Here is a 26,067-nt window from a genome sequence, read left to right as displayed (position 1 = left end):
TGGCGATGATTGCACCGTCATCCATTCCGTGAAATATCGATGTCACGCAATTCGCGGCGCATGAATTCCAGCAATGCCTGGACTTTGGCGCTGCGCGTTACACCGGCAGGATAAACGGCATAAACCTGCAAATCCGGCAGAATACAGTCAGGGAGAATTCGGACCAGATCCCCGCGCTCAAGATCATCCTGAACATCGCATAGCGGTACAACAGCCATGCCGTGCCCGCCCCGAAGGAACTGTAACCGCGCCGTGGCATTATCAACGCGGACATGACCGTTGACCCGGACTTTCTGTTCTATACCGTTGCAGGTCATGGTCAGGGTTTCCGGGATGCGGCTATACATCACCCAATCATGCAGGGCGAGATCGTCAATCTTTTGCGGATGCCCCGCACGATCAAGATAGTCCGGGCTGGCGCAGACAATGCGACGTGTTTGATAAAGCTTGAAGCTTTTGAGATCGGAACTTTTCAGCGGTCCTGACCGGATGCCGATATCCATGCCCATACCAATCAGATCAACAACATCGTCACTCAGATGCACATCAATTGCGACGCTGGGATATGTCCGGCGGAACCGGTTCAAGATCGGAACGATCCGCAAATTGCCAAGATGTACCGAAGATGTAATTGAAATCTTGCCAACAGGTTCATCACGCAATTCCTCGACCCGTTTGCGGGCCGCTTCGGCCTCCAACATGATGGTGCGACAACTGTCGTAATACCGTTCACCGGCATCCGTGATGCTGAATGTGCGGGTGCTTCGGCGCAGCAACGGCACGCCAAGTTTGGCTTCAAGCTGGCGGATCTGATGTGAAATGGCCGCGCGACTAAGCCCCATCTTGCGCGCAGCAGCCGAAAACCCGCCCTCCTCGACCACGCGCGCAAAGATCATCATTGCTCTGACTTCATCAAGTGCCGACATTTAATATGCTCAATTAATTTGACAATCTGTTCAATAATTCACGCTTACGCAAATTTTGTCAGCCAGTTACGATCATGGCAAATGAAATCAGCGCATGGAGGATTTGATGCGTATTTTGATGATTACGACGTCGCACGACCGCATGGGTGATACCGGCCACAAGACCGGTATCTGGCTAGAAGAACTTGCAGCCCCCTATTTCCGTTTTCTCGATGCCGGTGCGGAAATCACCGTGGCATCGCCCAAAGGCGGCAAGCCGCCCCTGGACCCCAACAGTCTGGTTCCCGATGCCCTGACCGAAGCGACCGAACGCTTTGAAAAAGATGCGGCCGCCAAACAGGCCTTTGAAAACACCGTCACGCTTGACGGCCTTAAGGCAGATGATTTTGACGCATTGTTCTATCCGGGTGGGCATGGCCCGCTTTGGGATCTTGCAACCGATGCAAAATCAATTGCCCTGATCGAAGCATTCGTCGCACAGAACAAACCGGTCGCCGCTGTTTGCCACGGCCCTGCTGCGTTGGTGAATGCCAAAACAGCTGATGGCAAGCCGCTTGTTGCGGGCAAACGTGTCACCGGCTTTACCAATGACGAAGAAAAGGCTGTCGGCCTTGAAAAGGTGGTTCCGCTGTCGATTGAAGACGAATTCAAGAAACATGGCGGCACCTATGAACGTGGTGAAATGTGGGCGCCATTTGCTGTGGTTGACGGCAAACTTGTTACCGGACAGAACCCGGCATCAAGCGACGCAACCGCAGACGAAGTTATCAAACTTTTGTCCGCATAAAACTGCTTGACCTTCCATCTACTGGAACCTTCATACTGCAGGCATAGATACCGGTTTTATGGAGTATTCAAATGGTAAAACTGAAGGTCGAAAAAATGAGCTGTGGCCACTGCGCCAATGCAGTGACCGCAGCCGCCACCAAGGTCAGCGGCGTCGAAAGCGCAAAGGTTGATCTGGAATCTGGTGAAATTGCCGTTTCCGGCACCGCGGATGTCAACGCCCTGATCGCAGCGATCACCGATGCAGGTTATCCCGCGTCCGTAACCAGCTGATCAATACCATCAACGTTCGTGTCTCCCCCCACCCGAACGTCAAGGCCGCCTGTATGATCATGATACAGGCGGCTTTTTTATTCACTCACCGCCAACCGGCCCATCACCGCGGGCATGAATGATGCAGCATGTTGCCGGGCGGACCAATGCCCCCCCCTGGCAGCATTATCACCATGAGCGCACCGCGACCAGGCATTCCTCATACAAAAAAAGCCGCCCGATCAGGGCGGCTTTTTCAATGGTCTGATGATTAATCAGCCAAGGATCTTGTCACGCAGCAGCTTGTTGACCATGCCCGGGTTGGCTTTGCCGCCGGTGGCCTTCATGACCTGACCAACGAACCAGCCCAGCATGCGGTCTTTGCCGTCACGGATTTCCTGTACCTTGTCGGGGTTGGCTGCGATGACTTCGTCAATCGCCCCTTCGATGGCACCGGTATCGGTGATCTGCTTAAGACCTTTTTCCTCGACGATCTTTTCAGGATCATCACCGGTTTCGATCATGATTTCAAAGACATCCTTGGCGATACGGCCCGAAATGGTGTCATTGGAAATCAGATCGATCAGCTTGCCAAGGTTTTCAGCCGAAACCGGGCTGTCCGCGATGCCGACTTCTGCCTTGTTCAGCGCGCCAAACAGGTTGGTGATCACCCAGTTCGCAGCCAGTTTGCCGTCACGGCCCTTGGCGACGATTTCGTAGTAATCAGCCTTTTCCTTTTCCGCAACGAGAACACCGGCATCATATGCCGACAGACCGTTTTCACGCATGAAGCGGGCTTTTTTCTCGTCCGGGAGTTCCGGCAGCTCTTTTTCGATTTCCGAGATGAAAGAATCATCGAAGACAAGCGGCAACAGATCCGGATCCGGGAAATAGCGATAATCATGTGCCATTTCCTTGGACCGCATCGAACGGGTTTCACCCAGACGCTGATCATACAGGCGGGTTTCCTGAACGATTTCACCGCCGGCTTCCAGAACTTCGACCTGACGTTTTGCTTCGATCTCGATCGCCTGCATCACGAAACGGATGGAGTTGACGTTTTTGATCTCGCAACGGGTGCCGAACGGCTCGCCCGGACGACGGACCGAAACGTTGGCATCGCAACGCATAGAACCTTCGTTCATGTTGCCGTCACACGTACCAAGATAACGCACAATTGCACGCAGCTTGGTCAGGTATGCACCGGCCTCTTCCGGGGTCCGGATATCTGGCATGGACACGATTTCCATCAGCGCCACGCCCGAACGGTTCAGGTCGATATGCGAATATTTCGGGTCCTGATCATGCATCGACTTGCCGGCATCCTGTTCAAGATGCAGACGTTCGATGCCAACCGACTTGGTCGAACCATCGGGCATATCAAGAATGATCGTGCCTTCGCCGACAATCGGTTTGTCAAACTGCGAAATCTGATAGCCCTGCGGCAGATCGGCATAGAAATAGTTTTTGCGGGCAAAAACGCTTTCCTTGTTGATCTTGGCCTTAAGACCCAGACCGGTTTTAACGGCCTGACGCACGCACTGGGCATTAACAACCGGAAGCATGCCCGGCATCGCCGCGTCAACAAGGCTGACATTGGTGTTCGGTTCGTTCCCGAACTTGGTCGATGCGCCGGAAAACAGTTTGGACTCGGAAATCACCTGACAGTGAACTTCCAGACCGACAACGATTTCCCACGGGCCGGTCGAACCTTCAATCACATAGCTCATGGATTAACCCTCCAGCCCGGACGGTTTTGCGGTGAAGTTGGCGGCACTTTCAAGCACACCACCGACACGCAGAACGGTTTCTTCATCAAACGGCTTGCCAATCAGCTGCAGGCCAAGCGGAAGTCCTTCGGACGACAGACCGGTCGGAAGCGACAGGCCCGGAAGACCAGCAAGGCTTGCCGGAACGGTGAAGACGTCGTTCAGATACATCTTGACCGGATCGCCTTCGTTTTCACCGATGGCGAACGCCGCCGACGGTGCGGTCGGCGCCAGAATGGTGTCAACCGTGCCAAAGGCATTGGCGAAGTCTTCGTAAATGCGACGACGGACTTTGAGCGCCTTGTTGTAATAGGCGTCATAGTAACCAGCCGAAAGCACATAGGTGCCGATCATGATGCGGCGCTGGACTTCCTTGCCGAAACCGGCTGCGCGCGACTTCATATACATGTCATCAAGACTGTCGCCTTCATCCATGACACGCTGGCCATAACGCAGACCGTCATAACGTGCGAGGTTCGAAGATGCTTCTGCCGGGGCCACGATATAATAGGTGCCAAGCGCATATTTAGTGTGCGGCAGGGTCACATCGACCACTTCGGCACCCGCATCGCGCAGCATGGCAACACCATCGTCCCACAGCTTGCTGATTTCTTCGGGCATGCCATCAACACGGTATTCTTTCGGAATACCGATTTTCATGCCGCGAATGTCACCCGTCAGGGCAGCTTCGAAATCCGGAACCGCCATTGGCGCAGACGTGCTGTCCTTGGCATCGTGACCGGCCATCGAACCCAGCATGATTGCCGCGTCACGAACGGTTTTGGTCATCGGGCCGGCCTGATCAAGCGAACTTGCAAAGGCAACAATACCCCAACGCGAGCAACGGCCATAGGTCGGCTTCAAACCGACAATACCGCAATAGGATGCCGGCTGGCGGATCGAACCACCGGTGTCGGTACCGGTTGCCGCAAGCGCCATGTTGGCAGCAACAGCAGCCGCAGAACCGCCCGACGAACCACCGGGAACCAGGTCCTTGCCGTCTTTGCCTTTCCACGGGTTGATTGCATTGCCGTAATAGGAAGACGTATTTGACGACCCCATGGCAAATTCATCAAGGTTGGCCTTGCCCAGCATCACCGCGCCATTTTCAAACAGCTTGCTGGTGACAGTGGATTCATATTCAGGTTTGAACCCTTCGAGGATATGCGACGCCGCCGTGGTCTGGACACCTTCGGTGCAGAACAGATCCTTGACCGCAATCGGCAGGCCTTCCATTTTGCCAGCTTCGCCCTTGGCGCGCTTGGCATCGGATGCCTTGGCCATTTCGATGGCCTTTTCCGGGGTTTCGGTGATGTAAGCGTTCAGATTGCGATGTGCTTCCATCGATTTCAGGTGCGCTTCGGTCAGTTCGACCGAAGTATATTCACCCTTTGCAAGCCCGTCGCGGGCTTCTGCAAGTGTCAGCTTTGTCAGATCAGTCATTATTCAACCACCTTGGGCACAACAAAACAGCCAGCATCGGTCATCGGTGCATTCGACAGCACTTTTTGCTGGATGTTGCCATCGGTGACTTCATCCTTGCGCAGCGGCAGGGTAAGATCGGCAACCGAGGTCAGCGGTTCGCAACCCTCGACATCAACTTCTTGCAGTTCCTCGACGAAATCGAGGATACGGGTCAAATCTCCCGCCAGTTCGGACAGGCCTTCTTCGGACACGTTGATACGTGACAGATAGGCAATACGGCGAACTGTTTCCTTATCCAAAGACGACATGGATGAAAGTCTCTCTTAAGGAATGACAAAAAACCCGGCAGATACGAAATCTGCCAGAACTTGAATTACAGCGCGGAAACTAGCACCCCGCCGCCCCTATCGCAAGGGCCGCAAACGGCCTAAATGCGCGACATCGGCGATCATTGTTCATCCGGGCGCGATCTGGCGATAAAAATGCCCGCAAGCAGTGCCAAATGACGTTACAATCAGGCATGTCTGAATTGCATTGCCATCGCGGCAATTCGGCTGGTGTTTTCCAATCAACACGCCTATAAGGTCGCCATGATTTGCAATGATACTCAGGAATTGCTGCGGTTCTTACCACCAGCAGCGCGCGTTTTGGGCCTGGACCTTGGCACCAAAACCATTGGCGTGGCCCTTTCAGATGTCGGGCTGCAGATCGCTTCACCTTATGAGCTGATCTCGCGGAAGAAATTCACCCGCGATATCGCACAGCTGTCATCGATCATCGACAAGCAGAATGTCGGCGGCATCATCATCGGCTTCCCGCGTGAACTTGACGGTTCGATCGGCAAGGCATGCCACCGTGTCTATGCCTTTGTCGACGAGATGGAAAAATACATCGATCTTCCGGTTCTGATGTGGGACGAACGTCTGTCGACCAATGCGGTTGAACGTATCCTGATCGAAGAAGTCGACATGACCCGTAAACGTCGTGCGGAAGTCGTCGATAAAACGGCGGCGGCCTATATTCTTCAGGGCGCGCTGGACCATCTTAACCGTCACACCGATCCCGGCGAAAATGCCGAACCCGATGAAGACGCGTTCGATGAAGACGAAGACTGATTTAAGATCGGTCACACAACAAGATCAAAAAGCTGCCAGGTTCGCCCGGCAGCTTTTTTTGTACGTCATTTCGACTTGATGACGACCATCACGCCAAAGAACTTCGATGGCGGCAGGATAATCTGGCCTTTTTTCTGAACCGCGCCAAGTGACAGCGCGGCTTCGGAAATCCGGGACAGATCATCGACAATCAATTCGAACCCGGCGAAACCGTCCGTCGGAAAATCGGTATCATCAAAACCGTATTTGGCAATCAGCTCGTCACTGTGAAGGGCGTCGACCAAATGATCGATCCCGATGGCCTCGTAAAAATCGCGCACGGCGTCCGCCGCCCAGTGACTAAGCACGACCTTTCCGATCGCCTTGGCACCGTTGGGATGGGATTGATATTCCGGGAAATAGAAATTCTGTGGCGGATGGCGATGCTGACAAACAAACGACACCGCATGGCGGAGCAACGGATGGTTGGCAAAGGCCAGTGAAAAGGCAACGCCCACCGTATCGCCCGACGGGGTTAGCGCATCGCGTTCAAAATGAAATACCGACGGCACAGCTGCCCCGGCCGCAATGAATTCTTCGCGATCCTTTTCGGCATCGCGCGACTGAAGGGCAAGCATCGACATGCCCTGGCGATGGCGCAGATAATCACGGTTATAGATCGGAAATGAAAACGGCACAGACAGATCGGTTTCGGTAATCTTGTCCGGATCAACAACAGCAAGCAATTCGATATACATGCCGTCAAGCTGGATCAGCGCATTGCCCGTTCCAAACGGATGGGTTGCACGCGGCGTTACTTTAAATCCAAGCTGGGAATAAGCAGCAATTGCCGCTTCAAGATCATTCACACACAGAACAAGATGATCAATCGCGCGCGACATGGCGTCCCCTCGTGGCATTGGTGGCGGTCCGGACAGCTTTAGATTGAATTCAGTTTATCGCTGCCGCACTCTTATAGATGTGCTGACTATCACATTATGCTTTGGCAACAAAGAACAACTCCCATTTAGCTGAATTAAAGTCAGCTGGCGCACAGCACAATTCAATCGCTTGCAGTGATTACATTTTTGTCCGACAACATACGGGGTCACCCGGCGCGTCGCGCCAAAGCATGACCTGTGCTTTTCGTTCAAAAGGTCCGTTCATGATCGCCATTCTTTCCGCCCTGCTGCCGACATTCGCCCTGATTGTTCTGGGCTATGGCCTGCGTCAACGTCAGTTCCTGCCTGACGCATTCTGGCCCGGCGCGGAAAAGCTGACCTATTTCGTGACGTTCCCGGCCCTGCTGTTTTCCAACACTGCCAAGGCCGATCTCGGCAGTTTGCCGTTACTGGGGATTGCCAGCGCAATGCTGGGAACTGTTGCGATTTGCACCATCCTGATCATGGCTCTGAAACCGGTTCTGAAGGTCAGTCCCGCGGCATTTTCATCCCTGGTTCAGGGGGCGATCCGCCCCAATACCTATATCGGGCTTGCTGTTGCGGCCGCCCTTTTGGGAACGGCTGGACTGACGGTAACCGCACTTTGTGTCGCGCTGGTTGTTCCGACGGTCAATGTCATATCGGTTCTGGCCTGTGCCCATTGGGGGGAAAATGACCGCAAACCGGGTTTGCTGTCGCTGCTTCGTGATGTTGCAAAGAACCCGCTTCTGGTCGCCTGCGTGCTGGGCAGCCTGTTTAATGTTGCCGGAATTGGCCTGCCCCCGGTGATTGGCCCGTTTCTTGAAGTTCTTGGCCGCTCGGCCCTGCCCATCGGGTTGCTTGCTGTCGGGGCCGGTCTTGATCTCAAGGCTGCGCGCAATGCCGGTTTTCCGGTCGGCATTTCGACCATTGGCAAACTGGTTGCCAGCCCGGCCATTGCGGCCGGACTTTGTCTGGCGCTCGGGTTGCCGGGGATCGAAAGTGCGGCTGTGGTGTTTTATGCCGCCCTTCCCTGTTCAGCCAGTGCCTATGTCCTGGCGCGCCTGATGGGCGGTGATGCACAGATGATGGCCAGTATCATCACGGTCCACACCCTTGCCGCGATCATCACCATGCCGATCATTGCCGTTCTGATGCATGTGGTTTGATCCAGCGATCATGAAAATCCCCCGGAAAACCTGACCGGACAGTCAGGTTTTCGGCATGAAATCACACCATTCTTTGGAATATTTACCTTTTCGTCACACGGGCAATTCGTTATGCTCCGCGCGAAATTTTTTCCAGACCATCCAAGGGAAATGTGCAACGCCATGAGCGTCATGGGACCAGCGGCGGATCACTATCCGCACCCACACCTCCTCGGTATCGAGGGTCTCACCCCCGGGGAAATCACCCTTATTCTTGATCGGGCACAGCATTACGCGGAAAAGAACCGCTCTGCTGACAAGACCAGCAATATTCTGGCCGGTGCCACGGTTGTAAATCTGTTTTACGAAAACTCCACCCGTACATTGACGTCATTCGAACTTGCCGCCAAACGGCTTGGTGCGGATGTCATCAACATGACGGTGGGCACCAGTTCGGTCAAAAAGGGTGAAACCCTGATTGACACCGCCATGACGCTCAATGCGATGAACCCGGATGCCCTTGTGGTTCGCCATGCCGATAGTGGCGCGGTCAAGTTGCTGAGTGAAAAGGTCAATTGTGCGGTTCTCAATGCCGGGGATGGTCGCCACGAACACCCGACGCAGGCCCTGCTTGATGCCCTGACCATCCGCCGTCACAAGGGACGCTTGCACCGTCTGAATGTCGCGATCTGCGGCGATATCGCCCATTCGCGCGTGGCGCGGTCAAACATCCTGCTTCTCAATACCATGGGATCGCGGGTGCGGCTTGTAGCCCCGCCCACCCTGATCCCGTCAAAGATCGATCGCATGGGCGTCGAGATTTTCCACGACATGGAAGAAGGTTTGAAAGACTGCGACATCGTCATGATGCTGCGTCTTCAGCTTGAACGCATGGAAGGAAGCTTTATCCCGTCCGTCCGCGAATATTTCCATTTCCATGGCCTTGATCGCGCCAAGCTTGCCAATGCCAAACCCGACGCCCTGATCATGCATCCCGGCCCAATGAACCGTGGCGTGGAAATCGACAGCGAAGTTGCCGATGACGTCGAACGATCGGTCATTCGTGAACAGGTCGAGATGGGTGTTGCCGTTCGCATGGCAGCACTGGAATTGCTTGTCCAGAACCACAGAAAGATGGGAGGTCAGGCATGAGCCCCGCCATTCGCGCCAAAGGCGCAGGTAAAAAGGCCTTTATCAATGCCCGTCTGATCGACCCGGTCGCACAGACCGATGGCATGGGCGGCCTTCTGATCCAGGATGACACGATTGCCAAATCCGGCGCGGAAGTCACCAAGGACACCGTTCCTGAAGGATTTGAAATCATTGACCTTGGCGGTGCTTGCCTTGCCCCGGGTCTGGTGGACATGCGTGCCCAGCTTCGTGAACCGGGTTTCGAGCATCAGGAAACCATAGAAACGGCTGGCAAATCTGCGGCCATTGGCGGGGTGACCACGATCATCGCCCTGCCCAATACCGATCCGGTCATTGATGATGTTGCCGGTGTCGAATTCATTGCACGACGCGCGCGCAAGGTCGGCCTGGCCAAGGTGTTTGTCTATGGTGCGGTTTCCAAGGGCATCGAAGGCAAGGAAATCACCGAAATGGGACTTCTGCATCAGGCAGGTGCGGTCGCGTTCTGTGATGGTGTCAAAACAATCGCCAGTGCCCGCCTGCTGCGCCAGGCACTTTCATATTCCACCTTCTTTGACGGCATGATCGTCCAGCATCCGGAAGAGCCGGAATTGTCCAAGGGCGCATCAATGAACAGTGGCGAACTTGCCACCCGTCTGGGTCTTTCGGGGGTATCGCCGCTGGCGGAAGTCATGCAGATCGAACGTGATTTGCGTTTGGCTGAAATGACCGGCGGGCGGCTTCATTTTGCCCATATCTCGACCGGGGAGTCGGTTGAGGTCATTCGCAAGGCCAAGAAACGCGGTCTGAAAGTAACCTGCGATACGGCACCGCCCTATTTCGCCTTGAACGAGAATTCGGTGTCCGATTACCGGACATTTGCCAAATTGTCCCCGCCCCTGCGATCAGAAGATGACCGTCAGGCGATCGTGGCCGGTCTGGCAGATGGCACCATTGACGCCATTGCATCCGATCACAATCCGCAAGATGCGGACTCAAAGCGCCTGCCTTTCGCACAGGCGGCGGCGGGTGCAGTTGGTTTTGAAACGCTTCTGCCCATTTCGCTTGAACTTTATCACAACGGCCATATGTCGTTGCTTGATGTCATCACCAAACTGACACGCGTTCCGGCGGATCTTGTCCGCATCAAGGGTGCCGGAACCCTTGCCGAGGGAACGGCGGCGGATCTGGTGGTGTTTGATCCGGATCGTCCGTGGAAAATCGATCCGTATCAGTTCCATTCGAAATCAAAGAACTCACCTTTTGACGGTCGCCTGACACAGGGCCGCGTTTTGCGGACCCTGATTGATGGCCGCGAAGTTTTCACGGAAGGCTCCTGATATGGAACAGGCACTCGATGAAGGCTACAAAGCCATGTTGATGTCCCTGCAAATTGCGACGGTTTGCGGCTATTTGCTTGGCTCGATCCCGTTCGGTCTGGTTTTGACCCGGATGGCCGGCCTTGGTGATATCCGCAAGATCGGTTCGGGCAATATCGGTGCAACCAACGTGCTTCGCACCGGGCGCAAGGGACTGGCGTTCCTGACCCTGATCGGGGATGCGGGCAAAGGCGCGTTTGCCGCCCTGCTCTTTACCCATCTTTCGGGCGTTGAACAGGGTATCTTTGCCGGTGGTGCTGCGGTTATCGGCCACATGTTCCCGATCTGGCTGCGCTTCAAGGGCGGTAAAGGCGTTGCAACGACGCTTGGCACCCTTGCGGCTGTTAACTGGATAATGGGTCTGTGTGCTGCTTTGACGTGGCTTGTCATGGCGCTGATTTTCCGCATTTCGTCGCTTTCGGCATTGATTGCAATGATCGCCGCCCCGCTTGCCGCCTTCTTCATCGCCAATGATCAGGGTGCCGGATGGCTTGGGGTATTTCTGGCTGTGATTGTCTGGGCAGCACATCACGCCAATATCGGTCGTCTGCTTCGGGGTGAAGAACCCAAGATTGGACAGAAAAAGAAAGAAGCAGAACAAGATAGCCAGACGGTCTGATCCCGTTCCTTTCTTTTGAATAACTTGACGAAACAACGCCCGGATGATCACAATCCGGGCGTTATGCATTTTAGCGATCAACAACCGGCACGATTGGCACAATCCGAACGCCTTGCCCGTATGCGGCTTGCGCGCAGCACCAATATTGGCCCGGTGACATTTCGCAAATTGCTTGAACGGTTCGGGTCTGCACGCAATGCCATCGATGCACTGCCAGACATTGGCCGTCATTCGGGAACTGTTCGCAAAATCACCCTTGCCAGTCGTGATGACACGGTTGCCGAAATCGAACTGGCAAAACAAAGTCACGCAAAACCGGTGATTTTTGGCGACCCGGAATATCCCATCCTTCTGGCCCGTATTGAAGATGCCCCGCCCTATTTTTATGCCATCGGTCGCCTGGAACTTTTGGCGCAATCTGCGATCGGGATTGTTGGTGCGCGCAATGCATCTGCCAATGGGTGCGGTTTTGCACGCAAAATAAGTCACGAACTGGTATCGGCCGGATATGTCGTGGCATCGGGAATGGCACGCGGCATTGACGGGGCCGCGCACGAGGCCGCACTCAATGCCGCCCGAACCACGGGTGGCAAAACGGGCGGCGGTACAATTGCGGTCCTTGGCGGGGGTGTTGATGTCATTTATCCGCGCGAACATCGCGCGCTTTATGAACAGCTTTGTCAGGATGGTCTGGTGATATCGGAAATGCCGCCGGGCCTTAAACCGCAAGCACGCCATTTCCCGCGGCGAAACCGGATCATATCGGGCCTTGCACACGGAACCGTTGTCATAGAGGCCGGGCGCAATTCCGGGTCGCTGATTACCGCGCGCTTTGCCGCCGATCAGGGGCGCGATGTTTTTGCGGTTCCGGGATCACCGACCGACCCGCGGGCGGCCGGACCAAACAGTCTGATCCGGGATGGTGCAATTTTATGCGACTCTGCGGATGTGATTCTTGATGCCGTGAGGTCGGCAGAAAAAAACACACAGCTTTTTGAAAGTTTTCATCAATTCAACACAGACGGTCGCAACAGTGAGCCCGATCACATACAGGGCACTTATGATGACATTATCAGATCCCTTGAACATGACGCCGAATTTTCCGGCGCAAAACAGGGGCATCAGGACATTGCAAACGCGCAGGAAACCGCGACGCATACCAATGGCGGAACCGATATTGATGACAATGACAAAGTGATTGATTTGCTGTCGACTTCGCCCCTTCTGATTGACGAACTTATCCGCACGTCAAAGCTGTCGGCAAACCGGGTTTCAACAATTTTGATTGAACTCGAACTTGCAGGAAGGGTTGAACGTCACCCCGGAAATAGGGTATCGCGTATCGCCAAATGAGAGTCGCGTCGGATTTCGGCGTGACAAATATTGTTGTGATTTGCCGCAATTTGCGCAATCTGATTTGAAATACAGACACACTATATATATGTGCGTCTCGCATTCGGGTTAATTGAAGCACAACATAAATATCGCCTTCGGGCGCAAGAACCGGACACGAAAAACGTAATGAATCTTGTCATCGTCGAATCCCCGGCCAAAGCCAAGACGATCAACAAATATCTCGGTGATGATTATAAGGTGCTGGCCTCTTTCGGTCACATCCGCGATCTGCCGTCCAAGGACGGATCAGTCGATACCGACAATGATTTTTCGATGGTCTGGGAAACGGATGGACGATCGGAAAAGCAGATCCGCGAGATTGCCGCAGCGGCCCGTGACTCCGACACCATCTATCTCGCGACTGACCCGGATCGCGAAGGGGAAGCTATTTCGTGGCATATTCTTGAAGTTCTCGAGCAGAAAAAATTGCTCCGCGGGCGTGATGTGCACCGCGTCGTGTTTCACGAGATCACCAAGAAGGCCGTCACGGACGCCATCGCCAATCCGCGTGAACTCAATCAGGAACTGGTTGATGCCTATCTGGCGCGCCGTGCGCTTGATTATCTTGTGGGCTTCAACCTGTCGCCGGTTCTGTGGCGCAAACTTCCGGGTTCACGTTCGGCTGGCCGTGTGCAGTCGGTTGCCCTGCGTCTGATTTGCGAACGTGAAATCGAGATCGAGGCCTTCAAACCCGACGAATACTGGTCGCTTGAGGCCGGCTTTGCCGTTCCCGAAGGCAACTTTACCGCACGCCTGACGCATCTGAACGGCGAAAAGCTTGATAAACTGGCGCTTGGCAACGAAGACGCCGCCAAGATCGCCAAGGAAAAGGTCGAAAGCAGAAGCTACGCGGTCTCAAAGGTTGAGCGCAAGGACGTCAAACGTCGTCCGCAGCCGCCTTTCACCACATCGACCCTGCAACAGGAAGCATCGCGCAAGCTTGGCTTTGGGGCAAAACGCACCATGCAGCTTGCCCAGCGCCTGTATGAAGGGGTTGATATCGGCGGTGAAACTGTTGGTCTGATCACCTATATGCGTACTGATGCCGTGGTTCTTTCGCAGGAAGCACTGGCTGCTGCACGCCGCCTTATTGGCAAGGATTACGGGGATGCCTACCTTCCGGCCAGTGCGCGCAGCTTTGCCAACAAGGCAAAGAACGCACAGGAAGCCCACGAAGCGGTTCGTCCGACCGATCTGTTCCGCCGCCCCGATCAGGTGGCGCGCCACCTTGATAAGGACCAGCTGGCACTTTACACCCTGATCTGGAAACGTACCGTTGCCTGCCAGATGGAAGACGCCCGCTTTGATCAGGTTGCAGTCGACCTGTCATCGAATGACAATCACGTTGTTCTGCGTGCCAACGGCTCGGTTGTGAAATTTGACGGCTTCCTGAAACTGTATCAGGAAGGCAAGGATGACGAGGCCGAGGACGAAAATGATCGTCGTCTGCCGCCGCTTAAGGAAGGTCAGAAACCCAACCTTGGCAAAGTCAGCATCGACCAGCACTTCACCCAGCCCCCGCCCCGATATACCGAGGCGAGCCTGGTCAAGAAGATGGAAGAACTTGGCATCGGCCGTCCGTCGACCTATGCATCGATCATTTCGGTTCTTCAGGATCGCAACTATGTGTTGCTTGAACGGCGCCGCTTTGTCGCACAGGACCGTGGTCGCCTTGTCACTGCGTTTCTGTCGAAGTTCTTTGAACGCTATGTTCAGTACAACTTCACCGCCGATCTTGAAAACCAGCTTGATGAAATCTCGACCGGCAACCTTGCCTGGAAAGAAGTGCTTCGTGACTTCTGGAAATCATTCAAAGGCAATGTCGACGAGGCCAAGGAACTGAAAATCACCGATGTGCTTGATGCGCTTCAGGTGATGCTTGAAAATTATCTGTTCCCGCCGCGTGAAGACGGCACCGATCCGCATAAATGCCCGAAATGTTCTGATGGCACCCTAAGCTTGAAGCTGGGCAAGTTCGGTGCATTCCTGGGATGCTCGAACTATCCGGACTGCAACTTCACCCGGCCGCTGGTTGCCAATGAAAATGGCAATGATTCCGAACTTGATGCCGGACCCAAGGTTCTGGGCATCGACAAGGAAACCGGCAAGGAAATCACCCTGCGCAAAGGCCCGTACGGGGTTTATGTTCAGCTTGGTGAAGAAGAAGAAGTCGAAGGCAAGAACGGCAAACCCAAAAAGGTCAAACCGAAACGTACCTCCCTGCCCAAGGGGCTGGAGCCATCGGTCGTCGACCTGACCAAGGCCGAAGAGCTTCTGACACTTCCGCGCGTGGTCGGGATTTACCCCGATACCGGCGAGGAAATGAAAGCCAATATCGGACGTTTTGGTCCCTATGTTCAGGCCGGCAGCATCTTTGCGTCTCTTAAGGCCGATGATGACGTGCTGACCATTGGTGAAAACCGGGCCATCGCCCTGATCGCGGACAAGCGCGAAAAAGCCGGCAAGGAAATCGGCAAACATCCCGATGACAACGAACCGATCTTTGTCGCAGTTGGTCGTTGGGGTCCGTTTGTGAAACACAAAAAGACCATCGCCAACATCCGCGATGTTGAACGCGATGACATCACCCTTGAGATGGCGATAAAGGCCATCAAGGAAAAGGAAGCCAAGTCGGGCAAAACATCAAAAGCCGCGACCAAGAAAACGGCAACCAAAACCGCGACGGCAAAGAAAAAAGCCCCCGCGAAAAAGAAAACGGCTGCAAAGAAAACCGCAGCAAAGAAGACAACCACGAAAAAGGCGGCGGCAGATTAATCTGCCGCTTTCCTTTTCAGTGGAAATTAAGTGAAAGGACGCCGCGAAGTTGGCGAACGATACAGAAGACAAAAAACACTTCCCGACCCGGGAAGAAATCATCGAATTCATCGATGTGAGCCCCACCCCGGTGGGCAAGCGCGAAATTGCGCGCGCCTTTAACATCAAGGGTGCAGCCAAGATCGAGCTTAAAAAAATCCTCAAGGAACTGAAAATCGGCGGCGATGTCGTCAAGGGACGCAGACGGTTTGACAAACCCGACCGTCTGCCCCCGGTCGAGGTGCTTGAAATTACCGGCATCGACGATGATGGCGAGGTTCTGGCCAAGCCGAATGTCTGGAAACATGACTACGAACCGCCCCAGATTGTCGTCAAATCGATCCGACGTGGCGGGCCAAGTGCGCCTGGCATCGGTGACAAGATCCTGGCCAAGCTGCGCTATACCGGCAAGCAAACCTACGAAGCCAGCATCATGCGGGTCCTTGGAAGCGGTCCACAGCGCGTTTTGGGACTTTACCGCCCCAATGAACGCGAAGGTCGCGTTGTGCCCACCGATCGCAAGGATAGCGGCGAAATCGCAGTGCCGCTTGATGATCATCCCGATCTTGAGGCCGGGTCGCTGGTTTTGACGGAAATCCTGCCGGGCAAACATTTCGGATTGCGCAAGGGCCGGATCACCGAGGTTCTTGGCAATATCAACGAACCGAAATCGATCAGCCTTGTGTCGATCCATGCGCGTGGCATTCCGTTTGAATTCCCGCCGGAAGTCGAACTTCAGGCACGGGAATCAAAGGCCACGCCGCTTGGCAAACGTACCGACCTTCGCGATATTCCGCTGGTGACCATTGATGGTGCCGACGCGCGTGATTTCGATGATGCCGTCTGGGCCGAAGCCGACCCCGATCCTGCCAATGAAGGCGGCTGGCACATCATGGTCGCGATTGCCGACGTCTCCTGGTATGTGCGCCCGGGCGACGCGCTTGACCGCGAAGCGGTGAAACGCGGCAACAGTTGCTATTTCCCGGACCGCGTTGTTCCGATGTTGCCGTTTGAGCTGTCAAATGGCTGGTGTTCGCTGGTTCCCCATGAAGATCGCGGCTGTATGGCGGTCGAGATGTGGCTCGACAAGCACGGGCACAAGCTGCGTCACAAGTTCTGTCGCGGCATGATGCGTTCTGCGGCGCGCCTGACCTATGATCAGGTGCAGCGCGCCATGGATGGTCAGCCCGATGACACCACAGGGCCGCTGGTCGACACGATCATCAAGCCGCTTTATGGCGCTTTCCACGCCTTCCTCGAAGCGCGGAAAAAACGTGGCGTTCTGGAACTTGATGTTCCCGAACGCAAGATTGAGCTGAATGACCAGGGCCAGATCGTCGCAATTGCCCCGCGTGCGCGCTTTGACAGCCACAAGCTGATCGAAGAATTCATGATTGCTGCCAACGTTTGTGCAGCCGAGGAACTTGAACGCATCAAGCAGCCCTGCATGTATCGCATCCACGATGCCCCGAGCGAGGAAAAGCTTGAAGCCCTGCGCGAGTTCCTTGAAGGGGCCGGTTATCAGCTGAACAAGGCATCGGTTTTGCGTCCGCGGGACTTTAACCGCATTCTGGAACTGGCCAAGGACACACCCGAGGCAGAGCTGATCAACACGGTCGTTCTGCGCAGCCAGTCACAGGCGATGTATAGCCCCGATAATATAGGGCACTTTGGCCTGGCATTGAAGAAATATGCCCATTTCACATCCCCGATCCGCCGTTATGCCGACCTTCTGGTCCATCGTGCGCTGATTGCCGGTTTGAAACTGGGTGAAGGCGGCCTTCCGCCCGAAGATGGTGAACGGTTCGAGCAGATCGGCGAAGACATTTCCGGCACGGAACGACGGGCGGCCATGGCCGAACGCGATGCGGTCGACCGGTATGTCGCGGCCTATATGTCTGACAAGGTTGGTGCCGAATTCCCGGGCAAGATTTCCGGGGTCACGCATTTTGGGCTGTTCATTTCGCTCAATGAAACCGGGGCAGACGGCTTGGTGCCGATTTCCACCCTGCCCGATGACTATTACATCCATGATGCCGCAAGCCACGCACTGGTCGGGCAAAATCGCGGCAAGAAGTTCCAGTTGGGTGATAGCGTTGTGGTCCGCATCGCCGATGCCGATGCCGCAACCGGGTCACTGGCATTGCGACTGGCCGAACATGCCGACATCACCGCCCGCGATCTGGTCGAACGACCACGTGGGCGCAAAGGCCAGGGCAAACGTCGGGGCAGCAGCCCAGGGGACCGCAGCCACCGTCATGGCAGCAAACCCGGCTTCCGTTCCGGCCCGCGCGATGGCAAGGGCCCTGGTGGCACGTCTGCGACCAAGTCAAAGGGCAAAAAGAAAACGACGCCCAAAAAGCAACGCAAGCTGGTCGCGTCAAACCGCGTCACCCGCAACACTGCCAAACGCGACGACAAGTCCTAATAAACCCCCCCGTGAACAAACACGCAAACAAACAAAGGGCGGCCATCTGGCCGCCCTTTGTGCAATAAAAACAATAAATTACGCCAGTTACATCATGGTCGCGATGAATTTCGCCAGATGCTCGGATGTCTGTTTGCCACGATTATTGATGATCGCGACATTGCCCGGCAACCCGTCCAGATCAGGATGCGATGCATCAAAACTTGTCAGAAGGCCCAGTTTTTTATCCGCCAACGTCTTCATCGCTGCCAAGGCACGGATCAGTTCAATGCCGCTCAGCCCGTCAAGAACAGCCGCGGTAATGATCGCATCGGGATGGGACTGAACAACTGTTTCAAAGGCCTCGACAGCAGTGCGCGCGGTAATGGTACGAAATCCCTGTTCGCGCAATTCGCGCTGCAGAAAATGGGCCTGAACAGCCGTTGCGGTCACAAGCAGGATTTCCTTGTCCTGCGCCGATCCGTTGTGGGATTTTTCGGCCTTTTCATCACTTTTTACCGTGCGGGTCGGCAAAGAACGCAGGATGCGGGTTTCTTCCTCGGCCTGCGGATTGGTGCCGCTTTCGATGATTTCGCGAATCCAGCTGGTGAAATCGACCAGGGATGCGGCTTCCAGATCATCGATCTTGGTCAGCTCGGCGATGTAATCTTCCATGCGATGGGCAATTGCGCCAACAAGGGGAAACCCGAATGATCCGGCCAAACCCTTGACGGTGTGGGCTTCGCGGCGAATTTCCGCAATGCCCGGCCCCGCTTCATCCATTCCGCCGGCGATACGATCAATCGTTGTTTCAATCCGGTCAACACGTTCAATTGTGTCCTCAATGAAGTCCTGTTTCAGACTGGCAACGATATCGTCCGCATTTCCCATTGGGCACTCCTTTAGCAGGTATTCAATTATGCTTTACAATCGCAAAGTCGCCCATAGGGTGATTAGAACGGGTCGATTTTACTTGCTTGCGCTATTGAACATCATGATGATGGCATACCGTTTCAATGCCCCTTTTTGCCCTTTGGATCAAGTGCGGGCAGAAAAGAAACAGGAGTTAAGCGCCCCATGACGATGCCCCACAACGATCAGAACGATCCCCTTCGCGATATGACGTCCTCGTCCCATACCGAAGATAGCCTTTCCGGCCCGACCGATAGCGGCAAGCGGTTGCTGCTTGGTCTTCGGCGCGGGTTCCGGCGCAAGTGCCCCAATTGCGGCCACGGGCTTGCATTTGGCGGGTATCTCAAACTGCGCCCGGCATGTGATGTTTGCAGTCACCCGATTGGTGAATATCGCTGCGACGATGCACCGCCCTATTTCACCATCTTTCTGGTTGGACATATTGTTGTGCCCGGCGTTCTGATGATGGAGCAAACAATCAAGCCGTCGCTTTGGATGCAAATGTCGATCTGGCTGCCGGCGACCGTGTTGCTGTGCCTTGGTTTCCTGCCCTTTATCAAAGGCGCGGTGCTTGGCACCCAGTGGGCCATGCGCATCAAAGGATAGTCATTGGCTATCGGGCACATTTTCCTTTAGAATAAGTAACTTGGATTTCCAAAATTAGTCGGATGTTTCCCTTGGTCACGATTGGCCGGCCCCGCATTGAAGACCTTTGTCTTAAGACCAGCTTGCGCCATTGGCGGCGTATCGGGGCTACGCTTGGGCTTTGCCTTTTACAGGCGGCTTGTGGCACCCCGCAGGTTGCCGGGATTACCGCCCCGGATGATCCGCAAACCCGCGAACTGGTTACCCAGACAATCGATCTTGTCGCTACCCGGTATATTGATCCGATCAGCCGCGATCAGATTCTGGTCAACACCCTTGATGGCCTGTCTGAAATCGATGACAACATCCGGGTCGATATCACCCCGGATGACCTCGTCTTGCAATATGACGGCAAGACGGTACAAACCATCGCCCTTCCGCAGACCAACTATGATCAGACAAGTGTTGAAGGCAACCAGATCTGGTCTGAAATCACCCTGCGCGGGCTTGGTACCTATCGGGCCTATTCACCAGTGCTGCGCAATAGCGACACCCTTGATGTTCAGGCCGCCCTGGTCAGTGGCGCCATTCGCAACCTAGACCGTTACAGCCGCTATGAAGGCCCCAAACAGGCCGAAACGGCGCGCAACCGGCGTGACGGATATATCGGCATCGGCATTCGCGTTATCGGCGGTGACGGCTATCCGGTGGTGAAACTGGTGCATCCCGAAAGCCCGGCGGCCAAGGCCGGACTGCATCCCGGGGATCAGATCGTCGCGGTCAATGGCGAAGACATGTATGGCAAGACCAGCACCTATACCGCCGATCTTCTTCATGGCGAAGAAGGCACACGGGTAACCATCGACATCAACAAGGCCGACAATCGGGCAATTGTCCCGGTTGAAATCATGCGCGAACGTGTCATTGACCGGACTGTTTTTGCTGAAACCCGCGACAATATCCTGATTGCCCGCATCACCAGCTTCAACAGTGCAACTGCAAGCACATTGGGCGACAACATCCTTAAGGCGCAACTTTATGATGGCGGCCTTAAGGGGGTTATCCTCGATTTGCGGGGCAATCGCGGCGGTTTGCTGCAACAGGGGGTCGCTGTGGCCGACCTGTTCCTTGAAAACGGCCCGATCGGCAACACATTTTCGCGCGTCATGGCCGCCCGCCATACGTTTCGGGCCGGCAATAGCGACCTGACCAAGGGTGCACCGCTGATTGTCCTGATTGACGGGCGCACCGCATCATCGGCCGAACTGGTTGCCGCGGCCCTTCAGGATCGCAATCGTGCTGTGCTTGTCGGATCCACCAGCTTTGGCAAAGGATCGGTTCAGGCAATCAATGATTTGCCCAACCATGGCACCTTGACCTTTACCTGGTCGCGGATGACGGCCCCGTCGGGCTATACATTTGACAGAATCGGACTGTTCCCGGCGATCTGCACGCAATCGAATGATAATGATACCCCGGTTCACCGGGTTTCAACCGCCCTGTCACAGCGTGATCAGACGGCCAGCATGCTGACCAAATGGCGCACCCTTGATTACCGGGATGAAAAAAGCCGCCGGGAACTTCGAAGCGTCTGCCCGGCCCACAGCAACAATGACGAATTTGACATCAAAGTTGCATTGGAATTGCTGAAAAACAGCCCTGATTACAAGAATCTCGCCTTTGTCGGACAACAGGAAATCGCCGATACTTTCGACGCGCATTAAAAATGCATTCTTTTTTGCCAAAATGGCTTGACACTCTGGCGATAACCTTTATGTTCCGCCGCCTGAGATACACCTGAACACAGGATGCAGAGACATGGCGAAGCCCGCTTCGATCCTCGTAAAGTTGGTAAGCACCGCAGATACCGGTTACTTCTATGTTGTTAAGAAGAACCCGCGGAATACCACCGAGAAATTCCAGTTTCGCAAGTACGACCCGGTCGTGCGTAAGCACGTCGTGTTCAAAGAAGCGAAAATGAAGTAATCAGGTTCTTCGGAACCGGACTACTGGACGATTTAAAAAAGACGTGCCCTTCGGGTCACGTCTTTTTTTTTTATTTCCAGGCTTCAGACCAAAACGCCAGCCCGACGGATCGGGCATGGCATTCCCCGCCCTGGCTATGCAAACCGGCGATACCCCGCCGCGGCAAGCGCAAGCCAGCCTGCAATGAACGATACACCGCCAATCGGTGCAATTGCCCCAAACCCGGAAATACCGCTAAAGGCGATGACATAAAGCGATCCGCAGAAAAACAGGATGCCAGCCAGCATCGCATAAGCCGCAATCCGCAAAAGTTTTTCGTCAGGAACATGATGCACAAGGCCTGCAATCGCGGCCAGCGCAACCCCGTGAACAAGCTGATAATGCGCGCCCTTCTCAACCAGGCTTCGCGCATATTCCATATCCGTCCCTGCCATCCCGTGGGCAGCAAAGGCACCAAGGGCAACCGCCATCGCCCCGTTAAGCCCCGCCATCACAACCGATAACCGCATTCCTGCCATCCTTTTGCGTTAATGATGCTGAATAATCGCGTCAGATTACAAAGGCATCCGCACCATCGCCATGCGAAAACGCAAAAAAATGGCCGTACTAAAAAGTACGGCCAGTAAACTCTCTTGGGGGAGATGTGCCGGACCATCGAAATGCCCGTCACAAGATTATTACTACCTGCGCATACTCGCTATTTCTGTGACAGCCATCACAACTGATCGAAAAATCGTTCATTTTGTGACATTTCCGAGCAGAAACATCGTTTTTGGCAATTTTACCGACGATCCGTAAGACGATCAGTGAATGGACTCGCTCAGGAATTCTTCAAGGCGACGGACATCTGGAACATGCAATCCGCTGTCAATCTTGTTGACCAGCCCCTTGCGGCCAAGACTTCCCATCACGCGCGCAACGGTTTCGCGCGACGTGCTTACACGACCGGCCACCTCTGAATGCACCGGTACTGGCGACAAGGTTGCCGCCCCCTTGTCATCGCAAACCTGTTGCGCCCGGCGCAGGATTTCGGCAATCACCCGTTCGTTTGCACCAAGCGTGCTGACATCGACAATCCGGCGCGTTGATGTGCGCACAATCCGCGCCAGTTCGCTGATCACATTCCAGGCCACAGACGGATGACTTTTGACAACTTTTTCAAAGTTCGCGGGGCTCAAAATCCCGACATCCGTATCATCCACAGCAAAAACACAGGCCGATCTGGGTTCCCCGTCAATCGCGGACAATTGACCGACACAACCGCCAGCACCGATTTCCTCAAGCGTGATTTCACGCCCTGACAGGGAATAATTCACGATCCGTACACGGCCCGACAAAATCAGATAGACGTCTGAACTGTCTGCTTCGGGCTCGATGATCTGGGCACCGGCTGCATATGTTTTGCGATTGATGTGACGTTCAACGTCCCCAAGTGCGTCTTCGTCGAGGTTCGCAAAAATGCCAACGACAGATAATTTGGTCATGAACCCATGCTTTATGTTGCGCTGTTGTTGTTATTCGAATTGGCAACTGTGACGCTGCCCCTCTTGATACTTCCACTGTCCCGAACACAATCATAAGCAAACAACCAGGCACTGACAATCTATTGCAACAAGATGCAAATCAGCACATCCCGATAGACATGACTATGCTGCATGTGCGAACATGTTGGCAGAATTTCCCATACGACTTCATAACATATTGGTCCTGTTTCCTTTAGGAGACCCAGCATGAGTCCAGAACTGGAAATTTTCCGCCGCAGTCCGACGGGCAAACCCAAAAGCAAACACCCGCTTGTCTTCGTGCACGGGGCCTTTACTGGTGCCTGGTGCTGGAACGAGCATTTCCTGAACTGGTTTGCCGACAAGGGATTTGAAACCGTATCCTTTTCACTCAGAGGGCACGGTGGCAGTGGCGGACGACAATTGCGCAGTCTTGCCTCGATTGATGATTATGTCGAGGATCTGGAAGAAGTTGTCGACACACTGGGGCAAACGCCGGTGCTGATCGGCCATTCAATGGGCGGCTATATCATTCAGAAATTTCTGGAACAGCACACTGCCGAAGCCGCCATTCTGATGGCATCGGTCCCGCCCGAAGGCCTTCTGGCCAGCAATGCCATGATGGCGATGGCCCAGCCCGATCTTTATTTTCAGATGGCCTGGCTTCAGGCGATCGGCCCGCACACATTTTTGCGCGAACGACTGGGCCGCGCCATGCTGTCGCCCGACATCGCCGAAGACGAAGGCATGATCTATTTCGGGCGTCTGGAAACAGAAAGTCAGCGCGCACTTCTTGATATGATGGGTGCCAATCCGATTTTCCTGACCGCGGACGACGCACCGGCAATGCTGGTGATCGGGGCCCACGATGATGAAATCATTCAAAGCGAACTGATCCACCACACTGCCAGGAAATATCACGCCGACTATGCGCTGGTTGATGATATTCACCACGCCATGATGCTTGATAAAAACTGGGAAAAGGTGGCCGAGACCATGCTTGAATGGCTTCAGGTCAAGCTGGTGACCCAGCAACGCACCAAGGGCAACAAAAGCGCGGCATGATCATCGATCATTTGTGGTTGAACTTTTTATCCGCTGCAAAACGATGGCTTTAAATCACAGACATTTTCTGGGAGCATGTTCACCTTAGCCAGAACAAAGGTTGGTGACATGCCCCACATGAACAGTCTTTTCCCATTGATCCGGATCCTTCCCGTCATTGCCATGGCGGGGATCGCAGGCACGATCAGCACATCGGCAACAGCCCAACAGGCCACCGATGCCGTTGCCCCGGAAAACGGTACCGCCACATCCGCCCCGCGCACAGACATTCACGCCCGACACTGGATGGTTTCGGCAGCCAATCCGCATGCCGCAAAGGCTGGTGCAGATATTCTGCAACAGGGCGGCAATGCCATTGATGCCATGGTTGCTGTCCAAACGATGCTGGGCCTTGTTGAACCACAGTCGTCCGGCCTTGGTGGCGGGGCGTTTCTTGTTTATTACGACGCACAAAGCGGCACTCTCACCACCCTTGATGGCCGTGAAACCGCCCCGCTTGATGCGACCCCGACCCTGTTTCAGGATGACAATGGCGAACCGCTTAAATTCTATGACGCGGTTGTCGGTGGCCGGTCCGTTGGAACACCGGGCACCCCGGCATTACTGAAAACGGCCCATGAAAAATGGGGGCAACTTGACTGGCCGGTCGTCCTGTCACCAGCCATCACACGTGCGGATGCCGGATTTGCGGTTTCCGAACGCCTGGCGTCATTGATCGCGGCAGATCAGGAAAAATTGTCGCGCGACCCGACGGCACGGAATTATTTCTTTAACAGCAATGGCACCCCGATTGCCGCCGGGACAACCCTGCGCAATCCGGATTATGCGGCCACACTGCGCGATCTAGCCCAACATGGCACTGAAAACTTCTATTACGGGTCCATCGCACGGGACATTGTAGCCAAAATCAAAGGCGCGACCTGGAACCCCGGCGTTTTATCCATGCGTGACTTTGCCAATTATCAGGTCAAGGAACGTCAACCGGTCTGTGCCGAATATCGCGGCTATGACGTTTGTGGCATGGGCCCGCCATCGTCAGGCGCACTTACGGTCGGACAAATCCTTGGCCTGATCGAGCCATATGACATCGCAACGCTTGGGCCGAATGCGACTGAAAGCTGGCGCCTGATCGGGGATGCATCGCGGCTGGCCTTTGCCGACCGAGGCCGGTATATGGCCGATATCGATTTTGTCCCGATGCCGTTAAGTGGATTGCTCGATAAGGACTATCTTGGTGAACGGTCCAAATTGCTTACCAGCAAGCGCTCGCTTGATAACGTCGAAGCCGGTTTGCCATCCTTTAGCCATGCGATGAATCTTGCCGATGATGAAGCCATCGAGTTCCCGAGTACCAGCCATTTTTCAATTGTCGACAGCTATGGCAATGTCGTGTCGATGACAACAACCATAGAAAACGGCTTTGGTTCGCGGCTTATGGTGAACGGCTTCATGCTCAATAACGAGTTGACCGATTTTTCATTCCGCACACACAAGGACGGCGTTCCCATCGCCAACCGGCTAGAACCGGGCAAACGCCCGCGATCGTCAATGGCCCCGACCATCGTGATGAAAGATGACAAACCGTTCCTTGCCGTCGGCTCCCCGGGCGGGTCGCGCATTATCGGGTATGTCGCCCAGTCACTCATCGCAATGATTGATTGGAACATGTCCCCGCAAGAAGCCATCAACATGCCCCATCTGGTCAACCGGTTTGGTACATTTGATGTCGAGGCGGGCACACCCGCCACATCACTTGCACCCGAGTTGGAGGCAATGGGCTTTAAAACCAGTATCCAGGACCTTAATTCCGGCATTCACGCCATCATGATCACCGATGATACATTGATTGGTGGCGCCGATCCCCGCCGCGAGGGACTGGTTATCGGAAATTAGGCCAAACAAGCGTAGCAAAACACCATGCAACAACAAGGGCGGAACAGCAGTGATACTGT

23 protein-coding genes are annotated in these 26,067 nt (G+C 54.7%); 15 read left to right on the top strand and 8 right to left on the bottom strand.

Translation table 11 applies throughout. The annotated features are described in order from the left end of the window. Nucleotides 1-17 precede the first annotated feature (17 nt). On the bottom strand, nt 18-926 hold the full coding sequence (locus AUQ42_RS12440) for a LysR family transcriptional regulator (RefSeq protein WP_068519390.1): 909 nt from the start codon (nt 924-926) through the stop codon (nt 18-20). A gap of 106 nt (nt 927-1,032) precedes the next feature. Between AUQ42_RS12440 and AUQ42_RS12435 the strand changes: the two genes are divergently transcribed. Together AUQ42_RS12435 and AUQ42_RS12430 are read left to right on the top strand one after the other, a co-directional pair. Then, nucleotides 1,033-1,713 (top strand): type 1 glutamine amidotransferase domain-containing protein, encoded by a 681-nt coding sequence (locus tag AUQ42_RS12435; RefSeq protein WP_068519424.1) that lies wholly within the window; start codon nt 1,033-1,035, stop codon nt 1,711-1,713. Nucleotides 1,714-1,784: 71 nt separating this feature from the next. Beyond that, nucleotides 1,785-1,985, top strand: a complete 201-nt coding sequence (locus AUQ42_RS12430) for a heavy-metal-associated domain-containing protein (RefSeq protein ID WP_068519389.1) — start codon at nt 1,785-1,787, stop codon at nt 1,983-1,985. 254 nt (nt 1,986-2,239) lie between these two features. Here the strand turns inward: AUQ42_RS12430 and gatB are convergent, their stop codons facing one another. Genes gatB through gatC form a run of 3 tightly spaced genes read right to left on the bottom strand, consistent with a single transcriptional unit; the run spans nt 2,240 to nt 5,466 of the window. Then, nucleotides 2,240-3,694, bottom strand: coding sequence for an Asp-tRNA(Asn)/Glu-tRNA(Gln) amidotransferase subunit GatB (gene gatB / locus AUQ42_RS12425; protein ID WP_068519388.1), 1,455 nt, complete (start codon nt 3,692-3,694; stop codon nt 2,240-2,242). Nucleotides 3,695-3,697: 3 nt separating this feature from the next. Next, on the bottom strand, nt 3,698-5,176 hold the full coding sequence (gatA, locus tag AUQ42_RS12420; protein ID WP_068519387.1) for an Asp-tRNA(Asn)/Glu-tRNA(Gln) amidotransferase subunit GatA: 1,479 nt from the start codon (nt 5,174-5,176) through the stop codon (nt 3,698-3,700). Next, nucleotides 5,176-5,466, bottom strand: coding sequence for an Asp-tRNA(Asn)/Glu-tRNA(Gln) amidotransferase subunit GatC (gene gatC / locus AUQ42_RS12415; protein WP_008890773.1), 291 nt, complete (start codon nt 5,464-5,466; stop codon nt 5,176-5,178). Before gatC ends, gatA begins: the two co-directional genes overlap by 1 nt. A 282-nt stretch (nt 5,467-5,748) precedes the next feature. Between gatC and ruvX the strand changes: the two genes are divergently transcribed. Beyond that, nucleotides 5,749-6,273, top strand: a complete 525-nt coding sequence (gene ruvX / locus AUQ42_RS12410) for a Holliday junction resolvase RuvX (protein ID WP_068519423.1) — start codon at nt 5,749-5,751, stop codon at nt 6,271-6,273. Nucleotides 6,274-6,338: 65 nt separating this feature from the next. Here ruvX and AUQ42_RS12405 read toward each other — a convergent pair whose 3' ends face one another. After that, complete coding sequence (locus AUQ42_RS12405; protein ID WP_068519386.1) at nt 6,339-7,154, bottom strand: VOC family protein; 816 nt, start codon at nt 7,152-7,154, stop codon at nt 6,339-6,341. Nucleotides 7,155-7,417: 263 nt separating this feature from the next. Between AUQ42_RS12405 and AUQ42_RS12400 the strand changes: the two genes are divergently transcribed. The 7 genes from AUQ42_RS12400 to rnr all read left to right on the top strand — a co-directional run bounded on the left by AUQ42_RS12400 (nt 7,418) and on the right by rnr (nt 18,086). Beyond that, complete coding sequence (locus AUQ42_RS12400; protein ID WP_068519385.1) at nt 7,418-8,341, top strand: AEC family transporter; 924 nt, start codon at nt 7,418-7,420, stop codon at nt 8,339-8,341. A 171-nt stretch (nt 8,342-8,512) separates the two neighbouring features. Beyond that, entirely contained in the window at nt 8,513-9,472 is a 960-nt protein-coding gene (locus tag AUQ42_RS12395) for an aspartate carbamoyltransferase catalytic subunit (protein ID WP_101246441.1), read from the top strand. Next, a complete protein-coding gene (locus AUQ42_RS12390; protein ID WP_068519383.1) occupies nt 9,469-10,791 on the top strand; it encodes a dihydroorotase family protein in 1,323 nt (440 codons plus the stop codon). The genes AUQ42_RS12395 and AUQ42_RS12390 overlap by 4 nt, the downstream gene beginning before the upstream one ends. A gap of 1 nt (nt 10,792) precedes the next feature. Next, nucleotides 10,793-11,449 (top strand): glycerol-3-phosphate 1-O-acyltransferase PlsY, encoded by a 657-nt coding sequence (gene plsY / locus AUQ42_RS12385; RefSeq protein WP_369813523.1) that lies wholly within the window; start codon nt 10,793-10,795, stop codon nt 11,447-11,449. Between the two features lie 63 nt (nt 11,450-11,512). Continuing rightward, the gene (gene dprA, locus AUQ42_RS12380; protein ID WP_231856758.1) at nt 11,513-12,802 is read left to right on the top strand and encodes a DNA-processing protein DprA; all 1,290 of its coding nucleotides are present in this window, start codon (nt 11,513-11,515) and stop codon (nt 12,800-12,802) included. 168 nt (nt 12,803-12,970) lie between these two features. Beyond that, nucleotides 12,971-15,619, top strand: coding sequence for a type I DNA topoisomerase (topA, locus tag AUQ42_RS12375; protein WP_068519382.1), 2,649 nt, complete (start codon nt 12,971-12,973; stop codon nt 15,617-15,619). A 49-nt stretch (nt 15,620-15,668) separates the two neighbouring features. Continuing rightward, nucleotides 15,669-18,086, top strand: a complete 2,418-nt coding sequence (rnr, locus tag AUQ42_RS12370; protein ID WP_068519381.1) for a ribonuclease R — start codon at nt 15,669-15,671, stop codon at nt 18,084-18,086. A gap of 87 nt (nt 18,087-18,173) precedes the next feature. Here the strand turns inward: rnr and AUQ42_RS12365 are convergent, their stop codons facing one another. Beyond that, the gene (locus tag AUQ42_RS12365; protein ID WP_068519380.1) at nt 18,174-18,956 is read right to left on the bottom strand and encodes an Hpt domain-containing protein; all 783 of its coding nucleotides are present in this window, start codon (nt 18,954-18,956) and stop codon (nt 18,174-18,176) included. A gap of 186 nt (nt 18,957-19,142) precedes the next feature. Between AUQ42_RS12365 and AUQ42_RS12360 the strand changes: the two genes are divergently transcribed. The 3 genes from AUQ42_RS12360 to rpmG all read left to right on the top strand — a co-directional run bounded on the left by AUQ42_RS12360 (nt 19,143) and on the right by rpmG (nt 21,548). Then, entirely contained in the window at nt 19,143-19,583 is a 441-nt protein-coding gene (locus tag AUQ42_RS12360) for a DUF983 domain-containing protein (protein ID WP_082817837.1), read from the top strand. Between the two features lie 71 nt (nt 19,584-19,654). Then, the gene (locus AUQ42_RS12355) at nt 19,655-21,286 is read left to right on the top strand and encodes a S41 family peptidase (protein ID WP_231856757.1); all 1,632 of its coding nucleotides are present in this window, start codon (nt 19,655-19,657) and stop codon (nt 21,284-21,286) included. Between the two features lie 94 nt (nt 21,287-21,380). Beyond that, entirely contained in the window at nt 21,381-21,548 is a 168-nt protein-coding gene (gene rpmG / locus AUQ42_RS12350; RefSeq protein ID WP_008890790.1) for a 50S ribosomal protein L33, read from the top strand. Between the two features lie 134 nt (nt 21,549-21,682). Here rpmG and AUQ42_RS12345 read toward each other — a convergent pair whose 3' ends face one another. Together AUQ42_RS12345 and AUQ42_RS12340 are read right to left on the bottom strand one after the other, a co-directional pair. Next, complete coding sequence (locus tag AUQ42_RS12345) at nt 21,683-22,057, bottom strand: DUF423 domain-containing protein (protein ID WP_068519379.1); 375 nt, start codon at nt 22,055-22,057, stop codon at nt 21,683-21,685. A 294-nt stretch (nt 22,058-22,351) separates the two neighbouring features. Continuing rightward, nucleotides 22,352-23,032, bottom strand: coding sequence for a Crp/Fnr family transcriptional regulator (locus tag AUQ42_RS12340; protein WP_068519378.1), 681 nt, complete (start codon nt 23,030-23,032; stop codon nt 22,352-22,354). Nucleotides 23,033-23,278: 246 nt separating this feature from the next. On the opposite strand from AUQ42_RS12340, the gene AUQ42_RS12335 reads away from it, so the two are divergent. Together AUQ42_RS12335 and ggt are read left to right on the top strand one after the other, a co-directional pair. After that, a complete protein-coding gene (locus tag AUQ42_RS12335) occupies nt 23,279-24,115 on the top strand; it encodes an alpha/beta hydrolase (protein ID WP_068519377.1) in 837 nt (278 codons plus the stop codon). Between the two features lie 117 nt (nt 24,116-24,232). Next, complete coding sequence (ggt, locus tag AUQ42_RS12330) at nt 24,233-26,008, top strand: gamma-glutamyltransferase (RefSeq protein WP_231856756.1); 1,776 nt, start codon at nt 24,233-24,235, stop codon at nt 26,006-26,008. The last annotated feature ends 59 nt before the right edge of the window (nt 26,009-26,067 follow it).

It is taken from the genome of Thalassospira sp. MCCC 1A02491, from assembly GCF_001613785.1.
Lineage (GTDB): Bacteria > Pseudomonadota > Alphaproteobacteria > Rhodospirillales > Thalassospiraceae > Thalassospira > Thalassospira povalilytica.
The sequence above is the reverse complement of the archived record's forward strand: the minus strand, read 5'-3'. Positions and strand labels throughout refer to the sequence as shown.

Coding starts and splice junctions, on each gene's coding strand:
- AUQ42_RS12440 (WP_068519390.1), bottom strand. CDS start 926: ATGTCGGCACTTGATGAAGTCAGAGCAATGATGATCTTTGCGCGCGTG.
- AUQ42_RS12435 (WP_068519424.1), top strand. CDS start 1,033: ATGCGTATTTTGATGATTACGACGTCGCACGACCGCATGGGTGATACC.
- AUQ42_RS12430 (WP_068519389.1), top strand. CDS start 1,785: ATGGTAAAACTGAAGGTCGAAAAAATGAGCTGTGGCCACTGCGCCAAT.
- gatB (WP_068519388.1), bottom strand. CDS start 3,694: ATGAGCTATGTGATTGAAGGTTCGACCGGCCCGTGGGAAATCGTTGTC.
- gatA (WP_068519387.1), bottom strand. CDS start 5,176: ATGACTGATCTGACAAAGCTGACACTTGCAGAAGCCCGCGACGGGCTT.
- gatC (WP_008890773.1), bottom strand. CDS start 5,466: ATGTCGTCTTTGGATAAGGAAACAGTTCGCCGTATTGCCTATCTGTCA.
- ruvX (WP_068519423.1), top strand. CDS start 5,749: ATGATTTGCAATGATACTCAGGAATTGCTGCGGTTCTTACCACCAGCA.
- AUQ42_RS12405 (WP_068519386.1), bottom strand. CDS start 7,154: ATGTCGCGCGCGATTGATCATCTTGTTCTGTGTGTGAATGATCTTGAA.
- AUQ42_RS12400 (WP_068519385.1), top strand. CDS start 7,418: ATGATCGCCATTCTTTCCGCCCTGCTGCCGACATTCGCCCTGATTGTT.
- AUQ42_RS12395 (WP_101246441.1), top strand. CDS start 8,513: ATGGGACCAGCGGCGGATCACTATCCGCACCCACACCTCCTCGGTATC.
- AUQ42_RS12390 (WP_068519383.1), top strand. CDS start 9,469: ATGAGCCCCGCCATTCGCGCCAAAGGCGCAGGTAAAAAGGCCTTTATC.
- plsY (WP_369813523.1), top strand. CDS start 10,793: ATGGAACAGGCACTCGATGAAGGCTACAAAGCCATGTTGATGTCCCTG.
- dprA (WP_231856758.1), top strand. CDS start 11,513: ATGCATTTTAGCGATCAACAACCGGCACGATTGGCACAATCCGAACGC.
- topA (WP_068519382.1), top strand. CDS start 12,971: ATGAATCTTGTCATCGTCGAATCCCCGGCCAAAGCCAAGACGATCAAC.
- AUQ42_RS12365 (WP_068519380.1), bottom strand. CDS start 18,956: ATGGGAAATGCGGACGATATCGTTGCCAGTCTGAAACAGGACTTCATT.
- AUQ42_RS12360 (WP_082817837.1), top strand. CDS start 19,143: ATGACGATGCCCCACAACGATCAGAACGATCCCCTTCGCGATATGACG.
- rpmG (WP_008890790.1), top strand. CDS start 21,381: ATGGCGAAGCCCGCTTCGATCCTCGTAAAGTTGGTAAGCACCGCAGAT.
- AUQ42_RS12345 (WP_068519379.1), bottom strand. CDS start 22,057: ATGCGGTTATCGGTTGTGATGGCGGGGCTTAACGGGGCGATGGCGGTT.
- AUQ42_RS12340 (WP_068519378.1), bottom strand. CDS start 23,032: ATGACCAAATTATCTGTCGTTGGCATTTTTGCGAACCTCGACGAAGAC.
- AUQ42_RS12335 (WP_068519377.1), top strand. CDS start 23,279: ATGAGTCCAGAACTGGAAATTTTCCGCCGCAGTCCGACGGGCAAACCC.
- ggt (WP_231856756.1), top strand. CDS start 24,233: ATGAACAGTCTTTTCCCATTGATCCGGATCCTTCCCGTCATTGCCATG.